General features: G+C 46.9%; 12 protein-coding genes and 2 pseudogenes. 7 read left to right on the top strand and 7 right to left on the bottom strand.

What is annotated here, in order from left to right; genetic code table 11:
- Positions 1-357, top strand: a pseudogene (locus H6F63_RS01985) (photosystem II q(b) protein); the annotation flags it as partial.
- A gap of 196 nt (positions 358-553) precedes the next feature.
- Complete coding sequence (locus H6F63_RS01990; protein WP_190634441.1) at positions 554-3991, top strand: NACHT domain-containing protein; 3438 nt, start codon at positions 554-556, stop codon at positions 3989-3991.
- Here H6F63_RS01990 and H6F63_RS01995 read toward each other — a convergent pair.
- Positions 3988-4149, bottom strand: a complete 162-nt coding sequence (locus H6F63_RS01995) for a hypothetical protein (RefSeq protein WP_190634443.1) — start codon at positions 4147-4149, stop codon at positions 3988-3990. The two genes, H6F63_RS01990 and H6F63_RS01995, sit on opposite strands and share 4 nt — an antisense overlap.
- 5 nt (positions 4150-4154) lie before the next feature.
- Between H6F63_RS01995 and aroC the strand changes: the two genes are divergently transcribed.
- The 3 genes from aroC (at position 4155) to H6F63_RS02010 (ending at position 7441) form a co-directional block, all read left to right on the top strand.
- Entirely contained in the window at positions 4155-5249 is a 1095-nt protein-coding gene (gene aroC / locus H6F63_RS02000) for a chorismate synthase (protein ID WP_190634445.1), read from the top strand.
- 7 nt (positions 5250-5256) lie between these two features.
- Positions 5257-6108, top strand: a complete 852-nt coding sequence (locus H6F63_RS02005) for an MBL fold metallo-hydrolase (RefSeq protein ID WP_190419723.1) — start codon at positions 5257-5259, stop codon at positions 6106-6108.
- Positions 6109-6241: 133 nt separating this feature from the next.
- Positions 6242-7441, top strand: coding sequence for a hypothetical protein (locus tag H6F63_RS02010; RefSeq protein WP_190634446.1), 1200 nt, complete (start codon positions 6242-6244; stop codon positions 7439-7441).
- A gap of 101 nt (positions 7442-7542) precedes the next feature.
- On the opposite strand, the gene H6F63_RS02015 is transcribed toward H6F63_RS02010, so the two are convergent.
- Together H6F63_RS02015 and H6F63_RS02020 are read right to left on the bottom strand one after the other, a co-directional pair.
- The gene (locus tag H6F63_RS02015; RefSeq protein WP_190634448.1) at positions 7543-8418 is read right to left on the bottom strand and encodes an SH3 domain-containing protein; all 876 of its coding nucleotides are present in this window, start codon (positions 8416-8418) and stop codon (positions 7543-7545) included.
- A 500-nt stretch (positions 8419-8918) separates the two neighbouring features.
- Positions 8919-9320: a fasciclin domain-containing protein gene (locus tag H6F63_RS02020; protein WP_190419719.1), complete on the bottom strand. Its 402-nt coding sequence runs from the start codon at positions 9318-9320 to the stop codon at positions 8919-8921.
- A 106-nt stretch (positions 9321-9426) separates the two neighbouring features.
- Here H6F63_RS02020 and H6F63_RS02025 point away from each other — a divergent pair, with 106 nt between their 5' ends.
- Together H6F63_RS02025 and H6F63_RS02030 are read left to right on the top strand one after the other, a co-directional pair.
- A complete protein-coding gene (locus H6F63_RS02025; RefSeq protein ID WP_190634450.1) occupies positions 9427-9615 on the top strand; it encodes a hypothetical protein in 189 nt (62 codons plus the stop codon).
- A 164-nt stretch (positions 9616-9779) separates the two neighbouring features.
- Complete coding sequence (locus tag H6F63_RS02030; protein WP_190441090.1) at positions 9780-10091, top strand: carbon dioxide-concentrating mechanism protein CcmK; 312 nt, start codon at positions 9780-9782, stop codon at positions 10089-10091.
- A gap of 104 nt (positions 10092-10195) precedes the next feature.
- On the opposite strand, the gene H6F63_RS02035 is transcribed toward H6F63_RS02030, so the two are convergent.
- The 4 genes and pseudogenes from H6F63_RS02035 to H6F63_RS02050 form a co-directional block, all read right to left on the bottom strand.
- Positions 10196-10732, bottom strand: a complete 537-nt coding sequence (locus tag H6F63_RS02035) for a phycobiliprotein lyase (protein ID WP_190634452.1) — start codon at positions 10730-10732, stop codon at positions 10196-10198.
- A gap of 915 nt (positions 10733-11647) precedes the next feature.
- Positions 11648-12538 (bottom strand): annotated as a pseudogene (locus tag H6F63_RS30835) (glycosyltransferase family 2 protein); the annotation flags it as partial.
- A 257-nt stretch (positions 12539-12795) separates the two neighbouring features.
- Entirely contained in the window at positions 12796-14286 is a 1491-nt protein-coding gene (locus H6F63_RS02045) for a carotenoid oxygenase family protein (RefSeq protein ID WP_190634456.1), read from the bottom strand.
- 106 nt (positions 14287-14392) lie between these two features.
- Positions 14393-15850: a folate/biopterin family MFS transporter gene (locus H6F63_RS02050; RefSeq protein ID WP_190634457.1), complete on the bottom strand. Its 1458-nt coding sequence runs from the start codon at positions 15848-15850 to the stop codon at positions 14393-14395.
- Positions 15851-16008: the final 158 nt, after the last annotated feature.

Below are 16008 nucleotides of genomic sequence, written 5' to 3' on the forward strand. Positions count from 1 at the left end.
GAAGAAACCTACAACATCGTTGCAGCCCACGGCTACTTCGGTCGGTTAATCTTCCAATACGCATCATTCAACAACAGCCGCAGCTTGCACTTCTTGTTGGGTGCATGGCCAGTCATCGGCATCTGGTTCACCGCGCTGGGGATCAGCACGATGGCATTCAACCTGAACGGATTCAACTTCAACCAGAGTGTAATCGACTCACAAGGTCGTGTAATCAACACCTGGGCAGATGTAATCAACCGCGCCAACCTGGGTATGGAAGTAATGCACGAGCGTAATGCTCACAACTTCCCTCTCGACTTGGCAGCAGGTGAGTCTACTCCAGTTGCTTTGGTTGCTCCTAGCATCAATGGTTAATCGCTAGTTTTTCTAGCTAAATAAAAAACGCTCTTCCGTTAGGGAGGGCGTTTTTTGTTTTAGGAGACAGAGGAAGCAAAGGAAGCGATCGCTCCAAAACCCGATTTCGACTATCATTCACTATCGGCTGTCCCGTCCATATCATCAGAAGAGCTAGATTGGTCGAGAAAGCGATCGCGAGCAACCTCCAAAGATTATGAAGCCGGGAAATCAAAAGCGCGTTTTTGCCTCTAGTACAGTCTTATTTAGCTTTTTACTGGCAAGTACGAGTGTTGCCCAAAATCCAAAACCACCCGCAGCCAGTCCAGTCGCCTCACCTACTGCGAAATCTTCTCCCGCACTAAAGCCTACTGCTACAACGAAACCAGCTACCTCACCCACGCAAACGCCCCCGCCTTCATCCTCATCCAATTTGGGTGCTTCACAAACAACGAACTCCCCTCAATCCACAACACCCACTTGGAACTTTTGGGAAGCAACTGCTGGTAATTGGGTTGCAATTCTTGGCGTGCTATTAGGAGCGACTATAGCTGGGCTTATAGCTATTTACGCTCCGCGAGCTTTGGAGCGGTATAAGCTGCGGTTACAGGCAGAACAAAAAAAGAAAGAAGAAGAAGAACAAGCAACTGCAAAGGTAGCAGCAGAGGCAAAAAGCGTTAAAGCCTACTACGAAAAACTGAAGCACGAACTCTGTCATCTGAGTATTTCCGATTTGCCCAACGTGCCGTCTTCTCTAAACTTGGAGAACATCTATGTGCAATTGCAAGTGCGGGAAGAAAAAACCCTGCGCTATGCCAAAGACGAAGAAATGGCAGCACTGGCTGCGGAAGAACCCAGCGAACAGCTGCGACGCTCCCAGGTACATATAGCAAAACTGGCAGAAGTTGCCCTCTCACCAGAAGATGCCTTGGTGAAATTCCGCCGTATGGTAGTGGTGGGCGATCCGGGGGCTGGCAAAACTACGATGGAGCGGTATTTAGCGCTCCAAATGGTTAAACAAACTGAACCAAAATTGCCCTTTTTGCCTGTTTATGCGGAACTTAAGAAATTTGTAGAAAGCAAGAAAAATGATTTACTGGATTTCATCGCCGCTAACTTGGAGGAGCGCTACGGCTTTAGCAATGCTCGCCCTTACCTAGAGCAACAGCTGAACGATGGCAAAGCCGCGTTGTTGTTAGATGGACTCGACGAGGTGCTGGGTGGCGGAACTCAGGAAGAGGCTCAAGCCGCTTACAAGCGGGTGGCTGATGAAATTAATCGACTAGCGACGCTGTTTTCTGCTGCTCCCATTGCGGTAACTTGCCGAAAAGCTGGCTGGCGCGGAGGATTGAAAGGATTTCAGACGCTGGAAGTTCTGGATTTCAGTTGGGAGCAGATTCAGGAGTTTGTCAATCTTTGGTTTAAATCAAACCCCAATAACGCCAAAGGGCTACGACAAGCACTGGAAAATAACTTGCGAATAGCACTGGAAAATAACTTGCGAATGCAGATGCTGGCAGCGAACCCGCTGATCCTGTCTCTGATTGCAATTGTTTACCAAGAAAAGTTGGAATTGCCAGAGCGTCGCGCTGAGTTATACAAACGTTGCCTAACAGTGTTACTGAAAGAGTGGGATTCCCATCGAGACATCAAGCGATTCAGCCAGTTTAGTACAGATGGCAAACGCGATCTCTTGCAGGGGGTGGCTTGGCATTTCCACAAGTCAGGAAAACGCTACTTCCCAGAAGATGAGTTGCTGGAGTTGATTGCCGATTTCTTGCCAACGATAAATATCCCGCGAGAAGACAACAAAGCCATCTTGGATGAAATTGCTGCTCAACATGGGCTGCTGAAGATGCAAGCGCATGGGTGGTATGGGTTTGTGCATTTGACATTTCAAGAATATTTTGCAGCCCTAGCAGTTAAGGACAAAGGCGCAACTGCGTTGTCAGAGGTTATTGTTCATCGCTACGAACCTTGGTGGGAAGAAGTTATCCTGCTGCTGTCTGAGATGTTAAACGATGCCACACCCCTGCTGCTGGGTATCTTGGGACATTCGACAAGCCTGCTAGAGTTACCAGAAGGGAACTTAGCGGCGAACGATGACCTTTTTGACAGCGATTTGCTCTTAGCAGCATACTGTCTGGCATATACCCGCCGAATTACGATGGTGGGTTTGAAAGAGCGCATCATTGCGGATGCCAAACATCTGCTTCTCACCTCAAGCTACCATCTAGACTGGGAACGGACAGCGAGAGTCTTAGTAGAAATTGGTGGTAATTCCTTGTATGACGAACTGCTAGCGATGCTACTAAAAGATAACGGGGTTGAGCTAGGAAAGCAAATAAACATTGTGATAGCCTTCAGAAAATTTGGCGATCGGAGCGTAGCTGGGCGCTTCCTAGAACTTTTGGACACCAAGGCAGAGCTGCATGGGCAGGTGCTCGGAAAAATCTTATACGCCTTATCTGAACGGAGAGCTATCCACGCTCTTCCTAAGTTGCTGGCTATGTTCAAAGCTGAGACATATCAATGGATTCAGTTAGAGTTAGCTACAACTTTGATTGAGCTAGGCGAAAAATCCGTAGTTCCTGAGCTGATAGATATGCTGATAAACGAGAAATGCTTGGAGCGGCATAAAATTTCCCTCCTTAACTTAGTCGGTAGTTCAGGTGATAAGTCTGTTGCTCCTCAGCTTCTACAAATGCTGCTGGCAGAAACTACAAACACTGAGATAAAGCCAGCGATCGCTCAAGCCTTGAGAGACTTAAAAGATACATCCTTGGTGAGTGACCTGTTGGCATCGCTTACAGATGAAACCATTGACTGGCAGATCAGGTGGTTGTTAACAGAAGCCTTAGAAGGTCTGCACGAAATTGCCAGAGAGCCATTAAGGGCTATGCTGGAAAATCAGAACATCGATCTGCGCGTTCGGGTGGGCATAGCTGCAACCCTTGGAACCTGGAGAGTAAGGGAGAGCATTCCTTATCTGGGTGAGGCAATAGAAAGTAAAGTTGTCCCTCCTAACTGGTGTTTGAGAAACACTAACTGGGTTGGCTATATATGGCAAAGGATAACGCGCACTCTCAAAAGTTTGGGTGACAACTCTGTAGTTCCAATGCTGCTCAAGGCATTGGAACAGATTAGAGCTACCGAGAACGAAGAGGATTTGTCAGATCCCTGGTTTATACGTGATGAAGTAAACAGATCATTCATTCGGACAAGACAATATAGGACATCTGTCTATGAAGCGATGGGCATTATCTATGCTGCCTCTGAGTATGAGCCTAGTGGGATCGCTCAGCAAGTGCTATGGATGTTGCGTCAACCGGAGTGGCACTCATCTCAAGGTGAACTTCTACGCACCCTGCCAAAACTTGCTACCAAGTCGTTGGTGCCTGAATTAGTGTGTCTACTGGAAGAGCGCAGGATGTACAGAACCTTTGCTGTCAAAGGACTTTCTGTAGTCAACGCAATTGGCGAAGTCGCCGATGACTGTAAAACAGTTAGAGCCTTGCTGAAAATTGGATCGTCACTAAACAGCGAAGAGGAAGAGTATTTAGCAGAGCCAATCTACTCAGCACTCTATTCAGTCAGCCGACGAGCTGGAGTGCGTGTGAGTGCTGATGGGCAGATAGAGGAATTAAAAAATTAAGCGTGGTAAAAGCGATCGCATACTTCCCCTCTTACCTCTGCGTTTTTTGCGCCCTTGGCGGTTCGTTTAAATAAGCAACAGTTGCAGCGAGAAGCGCGATCGCTCCCCATCTGAATAGCGATCGCTGTTAAAATCAAAATTTCTAGCCGACTCTGCAAGTATTATGGGCAACACTTTTGGTCATCTATTTCGGATTACCACCTTTGGCGAATCCCACGGCGGCGGTGTCGGGGTTGTTGTTGATGGGTGTCCACCGCAACTGGAAATTTCCGCTGAAGAAATCCAAGTAGAATTAGATCGGCGGCGACCGGGACAAAGTAAGATCGTCACACCTCGCAAGGAAGCTGACACCTGCGAAATTCTGTCTGGCGTGTTTGAAGGGAAAACACTGGGAACGCCAATTGCGATGTTGGTGAGAAACAAGGACACTCGCTCCCAGGATTATGATGAGATGGCGCAAACCTATCGCCCCTCTCATGCCGATGCTACCTACGATGCTAAATATGGGATTCGCAACTGGCAGGGTGGCGGCAGATCCTCGGCGCGTGAGACAATTGGAAGAGTAGCAGCAGGCGCGATCGCTAAAAAAATCCTTAAAACAGTCGCCGGAGTCGAAATTATCGGTTACGTTAAGCGCATCAAAGACTTAGAAGGTGTCATCGATCCCAACAACGTTACCCTAGAACAAGTAGAAAGTAACATTGTCCGCTGTCCTGATGCAGAATGTGCCGAACGAATGATCGAAAAAATTGAGCAGGTCGGGCGTGTTGGCGACTCCATCGGCGGCGTTGTTGAATGTGTTGCCCGTCATCTACCCAAAGGGCTAGGTTCTCCAGTATTTGATAAACTAGAAGCAGACCTGGCTAAGGGTGTCATGTCCTTACCCGCAAGTAAAGGATTTGAAATAGGATCAGGTTTTGCCGGGACATTGCTGACTGGCAGCGAACATAATGATGAATTCTCTATCGCCGAAGACGGGGAAATTCGTACTAGTACGAATCGCTCCGGCGGAATCCAGGGGGGCATCTCTAACGGAGAGAATATCATTCTCCGCGTGGCGTTCAAACCAACAGCGACGATTCGCAAAGAACAGCGCACCGTGACCCGCGATCGCGTTGAGACTAGGCTAGCAGCTAAGGGGCGGCACGATCCTTGCGTTTTGCCCAGAGCGGTGCCTATGGTTGAAGCAATGGTCGCTTTAGTGCTGTGCGATCATCTGCTGCGCCATCAGGGTCAGTGCGGTACTTTAAAGCCTTGAGAGTGAAATGGAAATCAGCCCTTCTTCAGAGTTTGTGGTTCAGTTTTGGGGTGTGCGAGGCAGTATCCCCTCCCCTGGAAAAGATACAGTTCGCTACGGTGGTAATACCTCCTGCGTGGAAATGCGCGTTGGCGGGAAACGCTTGATTTTTGATGGCGGCACCGGATTAAGAATGCTCTCCAAAGATTTGCTCAAAGCTAAGTCAGTGGAAGCTTATATGTTTTTTACACATTACCACTGGGATCATATTCAAGGAGTGCCGTTTTTTGCTCCCGCCTATCTGGAAGGCAATTGCTTCCACATTCACGGGGCAGTCCCACCGGATGCGGACTCAATGAAACAGCATTTCTGCGATCGCGTGCTACACTCAAATTCCCCAGTCCCGCTCCAAGAGTTAGCGGCTGACCTGAAGTTCTACGAATTGGTCTGTGGTGATACTTTCAAGGTGGATGATATCACGATTGAGACTGCCCCGCTCAATCATCCCAACGGGGCAATGGGATATCGAGTGACGTGGCAGGGACACACTGTTTTCTACTGCACGGATACGGAACATTTGCCGGATCGCCCAGATGAAAATGTGCTGCACCTAGCCCGTGAAGCCGATGTCTTGATTTACGATGCGATGTACACCGACGAGGAATATCACAACCCCAAATCTCCGAAAGTCGGCTGGGGACACTCCACTTGGCAAGAAGGAGTGAAAGTAGCCGAGGCTGCTGGTGTCAAGCGTCTCGCTATCTTTCACCATGAACCAAACCATAGCGATGACTTTCTAGATCAGATTGAAACGCAAGTCCAAGAAGTCTCTCCAGGTGGGTTTCTGGCGCGTGAAGGGATGATTGTGCAAGTAAATTAAAGAGTTATGAATTAGGAGGCGAGGAGTTATGAGTTAATAATTCCTTGCCTCCTAAGTTTTTAGCGCGATCGCTCCCAACTTGAAATTTCGACTTAGGATGAAAATTGACTTCTAAGTTCGTAGGAGGTAATCTATGCGATTACAGTATAAAGTCTTGGGAGCGATTCTCACCATCGGGACATTGGCAATGCCCGCCTTGTCGCAAACTGATGCCCAAGTAGGGGCCTTAGTAGAAGCGCTACGCAAGGCAGCACCCCAAACCGGAAAAGTAGACGATGGACTCTACAGCGATTGGCAAATTAAACCAGCCAACATTCCCCGGTGGTCGAAACAATGTATTGGGCGATCGCTCTCCACCGCAGAATTTGAAGCCAGCCCCTCGACAGCAAGGACAATCCTCGTGTGCGTCATGCGCGATATCTTCCGAGAACAGTATCGCGCCAGCGGCAACAATGAATCTCTAGCAGTGCGACGCGCCGCCGCCTGGTGGATGACTGGCGACCCCAACCGTCACAACAGTAAAGACATCGCCCCTTATATCCAGAAAGTTTCGGGTTTCTACCAGCAGCAGCGCTCTAATCCATCCTCTGTGCCGCCTGCTTCTACCCCCTCTAAACCCCCAGCCCAACAATCTCCCTCACCAAGGCCTACACCTTCACCAAGTCCCACACCCTCACCAAGTCCCACACCTTCACCTTCACCAACCCCAAGTCCCACACCTTCACCTTCACCAACCCCAAGTCCCACACCTTCACCTTCACCAACCCCAAGTCCCACACCCTCACCATCGCCAGCCCCAAGTCCCGCACCCTCACCTACCTCTAGCCAGCCATCAGCAAAACCCCCAGCCCCGGCTGCTACTGCCCAACCTGCCCAGGTAACGGACATTCAGATAGGGGCGCTGGTGGAAGCGCTACGACGAGCAGCGCCGCAAACCGCAACCCCTGACGATGGACTCTTCAGCGAGTGGCAAGTTAAGCCAGACAACATCACCCGCTGGTCGAAACAATGTATCAACCGGGAACTGACACCAACGCAATTTGAAGCCAGCCCAGTCACAGCACGGGGCATCCTAGTGTGTGTCATGGGCGATGTGTTGCAAGACGAATATAAGGTTAGTGGCAACAATGAGGCTGTAGCTGTGCAACGTGCTGCTGCTTGGTGGATGACTGGCGACCCCACCCGCTACAGTAGCAACCCTACTGCCCCTTATACGGAACAAGTTCTGGGCTTCTATCAGCAGTTGCGCTCAAATCCATCTGCTACAGCGCCTGCTTCTACTCCGTCAGCCGCAAAACCAACCGTTGAGTTGAAGTTACTTCCGCATCGCTAAAGGAATGAAAAAGTAAAAAGTAAAAATGAGCAATCCTGCAATTTTTACTTTTTACTTTTTCAAACTACAGCGCTTAAAAGATCCTTAAAGTTTGATATCACTTAATTGCCATTTCCAGGCAGGAAGTAACGCAACCGCCATTGTCCTTTTGTACGCACAAAACTAACGCGGTAATCTGTTTCTTGATCGTAGACATAGCGATTGAGAATCCAGCCTTGCTGACCATTTTGCAGCTTCACTGGTGTCCAACCATCGACAACCTTTTCTTTAACTGCCTTCTGCATACCCTCAGGCAAACTGTTAAAGGTGTTGCTGTCAAATGCTACAAATTCGTGAGACACTACCCCAACAATTTTACCACCCGCTCCCGGCTCAGAACGAACATTAACGTCTTGTCCTAATATTGCTAGTTGCCCAACATTGGGTTTATTTGGTCTAATAGACTCCAACGCTTTTTTGACATCTGGACAAATCCAAACATCAGAATCAGGTTCTTTGTTAGCAACTTTAGCCTGATTGTCGATGGCACAATCTAAACCGACTGCCTTATCCATGTACGCCCAAAACTCAGAGTTCTTGTCGTCAATATTGTAAGAATCTAAAGTTAGCGTACCGCCATAATTCCATTCAGTTTCTGGTGTTACAAGGGAGCGAATAAAGCTAGCATCCCGCCGATTAACGGCATCTACAAGACGCAGGCGAAATTGGAAAAATGTACTTTTGTCAGGTTGATTATTTTTAATTACACTTGGTTCTGTGGTTGGTAGATTTGGTTCTGTAGTTGGCGGTGTAGACGGTGAGGGAGATACGACTGTAGTTGGCGGCGTAGGATTCTCGGTTGTCGGTGTTGGGGAAGGTAGAATGTCAGCTGTGGGTAGAGGTGAGTGGCTGTTGCGATAGCCAATTGTTGCTAAAGTAGAACCAGCGATCGCGCCCATTGCGATCGCGCATATTATTATAATGTTATAAAACTTCATTGTTACCCTCCTGTTACTTATCCCAACTTCCTAAAATTCAACCTCTCTGATACCGGGGAATGTGAGTTAGTCTTTTTTTCGCATAACAAAACCTCACCATTTGTTTTTGGTCTGGTAAGTTATTTCTAATGTTTATTCAAGTTCTCAAGAGAATCTAGCTTACAAAATTAAGCGCAATTTTTTATTTGACGCGATTCATAGCTCTTTTACGGCAATAAAACTATTTTATTGCTGGACAATCCAAACAATAAGCTTAGCTTTTAGCTTTGACCATGAATTACTACATTTAAACCAAATAAAACTAGGATTGTTTTAATTTTTATAAGAATTTAGACGTTGCTCTCAGATGCAGGTTCCCCAATGATGGCGTTGACAACATTAGAGTAGCAGCCGAGAAAAATTAGTTAAGATGATGTAGCAAAATAAAGAATAAGGTTTAAGCATATAAACTGGCTACTGGTAGGGTGGGCAATGCCCACTCTACTTGCTAGGTGGTTGAATTAACCCATGAGAATCACGGTATCAATAACGTGAATGACACCGTTATCAGCTTCAATATCTGCTGCTAGAACTGTGGCATTTTTTACCTCAAACCCATCAGAGCAATCAATCCTAATGGGTGAACCTTCAACTGAGGTGACAGAATTAAGTTTTGCTAAATCAGCCTTCATTAACTTGCCGGGGACGACATGATAGGTGAGAATCCTGGTTAACTGGGGAATATTTTGTACTAGGGTTTGTATAGTTCCCGGTGGCAGCTTAGCAAAAGCATCGTCATTGGGTGCAAAGACAGTGAAAGGGCCAGGGCTTTTCAGCGTGTCTACCAACCCAGCAGCTTGGACAGCCGTTACTAGGGTTTTGAAAGAATCGGCGCTAACTGCAATATCAACAATGTCAGCCATGTGTTTCAACTCATCAGTCGTAAAAACTCTAGTAACAGTTTAGAGTGGAGAATGCCCACCCTGACTTGAAAAAGTGTTGAGTGCTGATTTGGAGAGTTATTGAGAGGTGAGAAGAGGAATAGCGATCGCGTCTTTCTGGCAAATCTTAAAGCAGCTTAACGTGGGCGCAAAGACTATCCTGAATCTGGGAAGGCAGTTAAATCAAAGCTACCAGGCATCTCCTGGCAAGATTTTAGCTGCTGCATCGGGTTCCCCATCATGCTTGCAGCAACCCAGATTACTTCCAGCCAAGTGACTCCAGAGGATTAGTATAGAAGCGATCGCTTCACCGTCCGCAGCCCCTATCTAAAATCATCGGAGTCCGAGAAATTCCGATCTCCCAAAATCTAAAATTCAAAATCCTATCCTCAAGCCTCGTACAATTAACATATTGTTTGCTTTGATTCAGGAACTGATTCTATGCCCCAGGCCGTGGGAACGATTGAAACATTGGGTTTTCCGGCTGTACTAGCAGCCGCAGACGCAATGGTTAAAGCTGGCTCAGTCACGCTAGTTTATTATGGACTCGCGGAAAAAGGTAACTTTATAGTTTCCATCCGAGGAAGAATATCCGAGGTAAATATCGCCGTTGCAGCCGGAATTCAAGCAGCCGAAAAAGTCTACGGCGGCGAAGTTATCACCCACTACATCATTCCCAATCCGACTGAAAATATTGAAACTGTGATGCCCATCAACTTTTCGCCGAAAGTTGAACAGTTCCGTATGTTGTAGTTATATAGCAGTCCTAAATGATTCTTGAAGGCAAGATACCCGACTTCTGTAAGAAGTCGGGTATTTGAAGGGCTGGTATCTCACCCCACGAAAGCCAGCGATAATTAAACCCGTTTTTCCAGATACTGACCAATCATCTGCTGTTCGCCAGCACGAGAAATGATGGTTTGGCGGGTGCGATAATTGTCACCAATCAGTTTTAATTCTTCTTCAAACACCGAGCCGTTGTACTCAGTCCGCAAGCACAAAGTTTTAGGATTGGTGAAGGAATACTGGGCTGTCACTGGCTTGGGGGTGGCAAAGCCGCGATCGCGATACAATATTTTTCCCAAAGCACCAAATATTGTTGAACCCTTAGATTCTTTGCGGCCTGTCACTGAGTTTGTACTGTTCCATTCAACGTAAGAACCGCAAATCATTGCCCCTGGATCTTCCATTTCGTGCATCTTGCCTAAACGCACGAGTTCGGGACAACCTTGTTCCAAAAACCGGATGGCGATCATACTTACCATCTCTTTAGTTTCTCCATCCGGTAGCGTGTAGTAGCGTCGTTCAGAACGCCAGTTCCCTTCGGATTCCCGAAAAAAGGCTGTGATTAGGGATTCCTCGGCTGTTTGGGTAAATTGTATCAGTGATGTCACCAGTACCAGTCCTCACCAAAATGAAATGAACGGTTGTGCATAGTGTCTAGTTGAAGATAAGTGATTTGTTGTAGCATTTGCTACCTCTATAACGTACTTACCCTAACTTTTTTCACCCTAGCTAGAGGCATTTGACTTATAGCTCTAGCTACTTTTACTCGCTTTTAGTTGCTAGTCGCTTTTTCTAGTTACACGTAATCTAGGTAACTCAGTTTAGTGGCACCCGATCGCATTCCTTTCTGGCACCGCCCTATGAAGAGACGACCTCTAAGCTAAAAGGCAAGTTTCTGTTAACATTCTTAATATAGCTAAAAATACCTAATCTAAGCTCTACCATCCGGAATAATGTTAAGATTCGATCAGCACTAGCTTGCGAATAGGTATTTGTGTGCTGTGGAGTTGAGTTAATAGGACAACTTTAAGTAGAAGCTTCCAGGCCGCTAGCGAAAACACAGATGGAAACGCCATCTGTATTGCCATTAATATTTTTCCTTGTTGGAAAGAAAAAATGGCACCACGCAGTTCTAAATAAGCTTGTAAATCCTGAAGCTTAGGAATAGAAGACTTGCGCTTTTCACTGACTAACAGATAAAGGAATAAAGTATTGATATCCATCTGTTTTTGGTAAGAGCGGTTTTTGCGGGGATTGAGTAAAGCAACTGTAGCCAAAAGCTTCTGTGTAACCTGCGAAAACACAGTGTCGAAGACAAGTTTAATGGCGCTGAAAATTTTTCGTTGGTTGAAAGCTGCCATTCCACCAAATTTAAAATTAATCGGCAATTCTTGGCTGTAGGCTGGGTTGGGTTGATAATTTTCATGGATGACGTCACCAAGCCTTTCAGAAAATAAAATTTGCTTTTTTAGATTTTTTTGTTGAGAATAAGATTGATTTTTTGATAGTAAGTGATTTCTGGTTAAAAGCTTCCAGGCAAAGGGATTTAAGACCGCCGCGCCAGCAATTTCGCAAGCAGTTAAAATCTTTTTTTGCTTAAGAGCTACCAGACTCCAATGGAGTTTTAGATAAGTTTTAATATTTTGAAATGATGGAAGATTAGCCTGATGTTCTTGACTGACAAGAGCATAGATTTTTTCTTTCATTAAGATATTGATATCTAGCCGCCTTTGCAGGGCAGACTTTTGATTATTTCCTCCAGTCCAAATCGTGCGATAGGCAAGACATTGATTAAGAAAAACGGCATCGCCAAATTGGGCGATTCTAATCCAAGAATCAATATCATCGCAGACATCTAAAGTAGTATCCCAACCCCCGGATTTGAGGAAAGCATCGCGACGAAAGGCAACTTGAATAGGGGTGCCAAAAGGGACAAGTTCCAGCAGCATCCCATAATGAATGTCTTCTTGAGGAATATAAAAAGCTTTTCCTGGGCCAGCTGGTTTGGTTATGCTGATTTCAACTTCATTGACATCAACCTGAGCAGCCTGACAAGAACAGATTACTGCGTTTGGGCACAACGCGATCGCATTGTACATCTCCTCTAAACAATTTGGTGCCAGATAGTCATCATCATCAACTGGCTTAACCCACTCACCTTGGGACAGCTGCACCCCAGCATTCATCGTTGCGGAGTGACCGAGATTCACTGAGTTGCGGTGGTAAACCAGACGTTCGTCACCTGACTCACGCAGCTTTTTCGCCAAACTGCTGACATAAGCTTCGGTTTCATCCGAGGAGCAGTCATCAGCAACAATTACTTCACAGGGTAATGTTTGGGCAAGAGCAGTGTCAATTGCCCGCCGCAGCAAGGAGAGACGGTTATAAGTCGTAATAACGATGCTAAATTTCATCCCAGTTCCACTTGGGATACTTCAGCTAACTTAGCCTGTCTTGATGAAAAAAGAAAACGTGGAAAGTACCAGTTTCTCAAATTTTTCAAGCCCATTTCTTTGTCTCGCTCCCAGACTCGCGCCTGGGAATGCTGTCTCTAGAGGCTTCCGCCTCCAGTTCAGTTAGAAATTATAACCCTTCGATTGATACTGAAAATGACCAAAGCAGAGCCTCTGTTTAGGCGTTCCTAGCTAGAGACTCTTAACGAGGAAGGGTATTATTTACTCGGTGCAAAACATTGGGACGTGAAATTGCCATGCAACCCGTAAGGGACATGATGCTTCAAGTGCAGCCGCGCCACTGGCCCTTTATTCAAGTCGCCAGCATCCAAAATTACTACATCAGAACGGTGATGAGTGGAGTCGTAAACAAAAGCCAGCAGCCAGCCTTCATCTTCAGCTGATGTACCCGGACGGGGAACAAATACAGGTTCGCTGACAAAGCCTTGCGGTGCAACACTCCAGAGTTGACGATTGCCCGTTTCTAAATCAGCCTTGAGAATAGCTTGTAGAGGCGCATTGCCAGTAGCATTATGGGCAGCACCCATATATAGGTAGCGATACGGTCGTCCGACTCGTTCCGGATGAACGCTGGGAAACTCACAGCAACGACCTTCCAAAAGTTTACGCTGTACCGTTTTATCATTCAGATTGAGCGTAAATCGCCACATCTGCCCTGGTGCAAGTTCCTCAAACTTCACCTCACGATAATCGGAATCCGCTTCCACAGACGGAAAAGACTCATAGCAAATCGAGTCAATGCAAATCTTATCGTCTTGCTCAAAAGCATTGGCATGGTGAAAGACAAAACCAGACTGGGTTTCTAAGATTTGCACCTTGCCTTGTTGGGGGTTGCGGGGAATTACTAAAATCTTGGTGGGTTGGTCAGGCTGAAACTGCACACACTCGCCAGCACCGCGAACTCCAAACACAAAAGGTAGGGGATTGAAGCTTACCGGGTTTTGAAAGAACAGGCAGTAGTTAGGCGTAATGGCGAAATCGTGGATAAAGGCGAAGCCAGGAACGCTGTGAGCGTGACGCTGTACAACTTTGCCAGTCGAATCTAACTCATAGATAGTAATAGTAGTGGAAAGACCCGGTTTAATCGCAAAGTTTACCAGTGTTTCGCCGTCAATTCTGGGGTGGGCGGCGAAAGCATCACCGTTGTGTAAAACGCCATCCAGGTAATCTTTCCCAAGCGTTTCTAGAGTTTGGGGATCTAATTGATGGGGTTCAGCGGCTTCCCACAAAGCTAAGAGTTTGTCACCCCAGTAAATTACGTTAGTGTTGGCAATGTTTTTGAGTTTCAGGTCAAAAGCATTTGCCAGCCAACCACCCGGCTTTTGGGTGCCGAAGACACCGCGATAGAGGATCTTACCAGATGCTTGTTCTTCCACATAGCCCTGTGTGCGGACAAAGCGGTTACAAAAATGGGCGCGACCGTTGGAGAAGGCAACTCTACATATCATCCCATCCCCATCAAAGGGGTGATGGATACGTTGCCCGTTTACATCCAGCAATCCAGGGCCATTCCGGAAAAGTGTCCCTTCTAATTCTGCGGGAATCTGTCCTTCAATATCATCAATCCAGTAGTCAAACTCTTGTGGCAAGGATTCATAACCTTTTTGCCACTGTTTAATGTGGTAGGGAAGTTCATCAAGCGCCTCTGTTGGCACTGGAAAACGTTCTTGAGTGGGCAAGTTCTGCATAAAAAAGGCAAAAGGCAAAAGTTAGCTTCTAGGTTGGTTTGAGCGATCGCGTCCAACGAATGTAGGATTAATCTTGGGTAAGGTTCCTCAAACCAACCTACTGAGTTTATTCGGCTGGTTCTTCTACTGTGGGGATGAGTTCGGGCATAAAGTCGGGAATAAAAGGTATGTCCCGATGATGATTGGGAATTGATTGGCTACGCATAACCGATGCTGTTGCAGGTTGCAAGGCTGGCACCTCTCCAGATGCTGGTGCCTCGTGGACTTTTGCTGCTGGTAGCCAACCGATTAGTGGCAGGGGCAGCAGCGTTGATAAATTTGTAATTACTACCAGCTGCCAGAGATTTTCAAAGTTGGTTTCGGTGACACCTAGCCAATAGGTAAGGACTGCTCCTAGTTCGTGGGACAAAAGCCCTGCTAAATTTGTCACCGACATGAGAAGGGCAAATAAGGTGGCTTCTACACCAGGGGGACACAGTCGTGCTGCGAGTACCAACACGGGCATATAAGCAATTTGTCCCATAACTGTCAAAATCAGGCTGTCTCCCAAGCTGAACCAGCGATCATCGATGCCGAGACTGCGGTTAGCATGAGTTACCAAAATCAGCATAGTCATGCCAAGGACGGCTGATATGACAGTTGTCCAGGCGAAAATGGTACGAAAGGGAACGGCTTTGAGAAAGCGTTGGAAAATGAAAACCCCTATTAGGGAGGCGATACTGGTAACTAGGCGCACCCGTCCTAGAAACTCTGGCTCAAATCCTAGTTCGTTAGTGGTGAAGAAGAAGAAGGCGCTATCTGCCGAGGGTGTGGCTTGCCAGAGGAACAGAAAGACGGTTGGTAGCCAGATGGCTTTTTGGCTAACGGCTTGCCGTAGTTGCTTTATCTGGTGCCAGACGGTGGAAGCGTCTCTTGCCTCGCTTACGGGTTCTTCTGCAATTAACCACGCCACTGCTGACACAATTAGGGGGAAACAGCCAGTAATCGCAAATATGGTATGGTTGCCGAAGTGTTGCAGCAGCGAACCGCTGAAGTAAGCTGTTAGCAAGCCTCCGAATGATGATGCTCCCCAGCACAAAGATTGCAGGGAACCAGCTTCGCTCTGAGACTCGGCTCTGGCTCGTTCTACTACTAGGGAGTCTACAATTACGTCACTGACAGCAACCGACAGGGAGGAAAGCGCGATCGCAGCTGTTGCTGCCCAAGCTGTGTGAACTATTGTTGCTAAACTTACCCAGGACATCGTTCCCAATATCCCCGATAAAATTAGGTAAGGTCGCCGCCTATAGCCAAAAATCGGCAAGCCATCCGAAAGAAAACCAAATAACGGCTTTACCACCCACGGGATGGCGGCAATACCCATTAAAGCTGAAACCTGAGCCGGAGAAAGCGCTAGTTCATCTTTGAGAAAAAAGCTGATTGCCAAACGCGCCAGCCCCAAGATTCCCTGCACCAAATACACTACTAAAATCGCAGTTAACTCAGGAGTAGGCTCGTGACCAAAAAACACCTTTTTCAAGAAGGAGTCTTTTTTGTGAGACATACCAGAGGTGGAAAGCTGCATTGATTAAGTTATCTTAAGATATTTCAACATTTATATAATGATAGCTTCCTATCCTGGGGGCTGTAGCGAAGTAGGGAAAGTTATAAGTTGTACGAGTGGGTGAGAAACCCGCCCCTATTGAGTTAAAAGTTATTTTTGGGAGTCCGGGAGTGAAACGA

The sequence above is a fragment of the Trichocoleus sp. FACHB-40 genome (assembly GCF_014695915.1).
Lineage (GTDB): Bacteria > Cyanobacteriota > Cyanobacteriia > Cyanobacteriales > FACHB-T130 > Funiculus > Funiculus sociatus.

Coding starts and splice junctions, on each gene's coding strand:
- H6F63_RS01990 (WP_190634441.1), top strand. CDS start 554: ATGAAGCCGGGAAATCAAAAGCGCGTTTTTGCCTCTAGTACAGTCTTA.
- H6F63_RS02050 (WP_190634457.1), bottom strand. CDS start 15,850: ATGCAGCTTTCCACCTCTGGTATGTCTCACAAAAAAGACTCCTTCTTG.
- H6F63_RS02005 (WP_190419723.1), top strand. CDS start 5,257: ATGGAAATCAGCCCTTCTTCAGAGTTTGTGGTTCAGTTTTGGGGTGTG.
- H6F63_RS02020 (WP_190419719.1), bottom strand. CDS start 9,320: ATGGCTGACATTGTTGATATTGCAGTTAGCGCCGATTCTTTCAAAACC.
- H6F63_RS02015 (WP_190634448.1), bottom strand. CDS start 8,418: ATGAAGTTTTATAACATTATAATAATATGCGCGATCGCAATGGGCGCG.
- H6F63_RS02030 (WP_190441090.1), top strand. CDS start 9,780: ATGCCCCAGGCCGTGGGAACGATTGAAACATTGGGTTTTCCGGCTGTA.
- H6F63_RS02010 (WP_190634446.1), top strand. CDS start 6,242: ATGCGATTACAGTATAAAGTCTTGGGAGCGATTCTCACCATCGGGACA.
- H6F63_RS02045 (WP_190634456.1), bottom strand. CDS start 14,286: ATGCAGAACTTGCCCACTCAAGAACGTTTTCCAGTGCCAACAGAGGCG.
- aroC (WP_190634445.1), top strand. CDS start 4,155: ATGGGCAACACTTTTGGTCATCTATTTCGGATTACCACCTTTGGCGAA.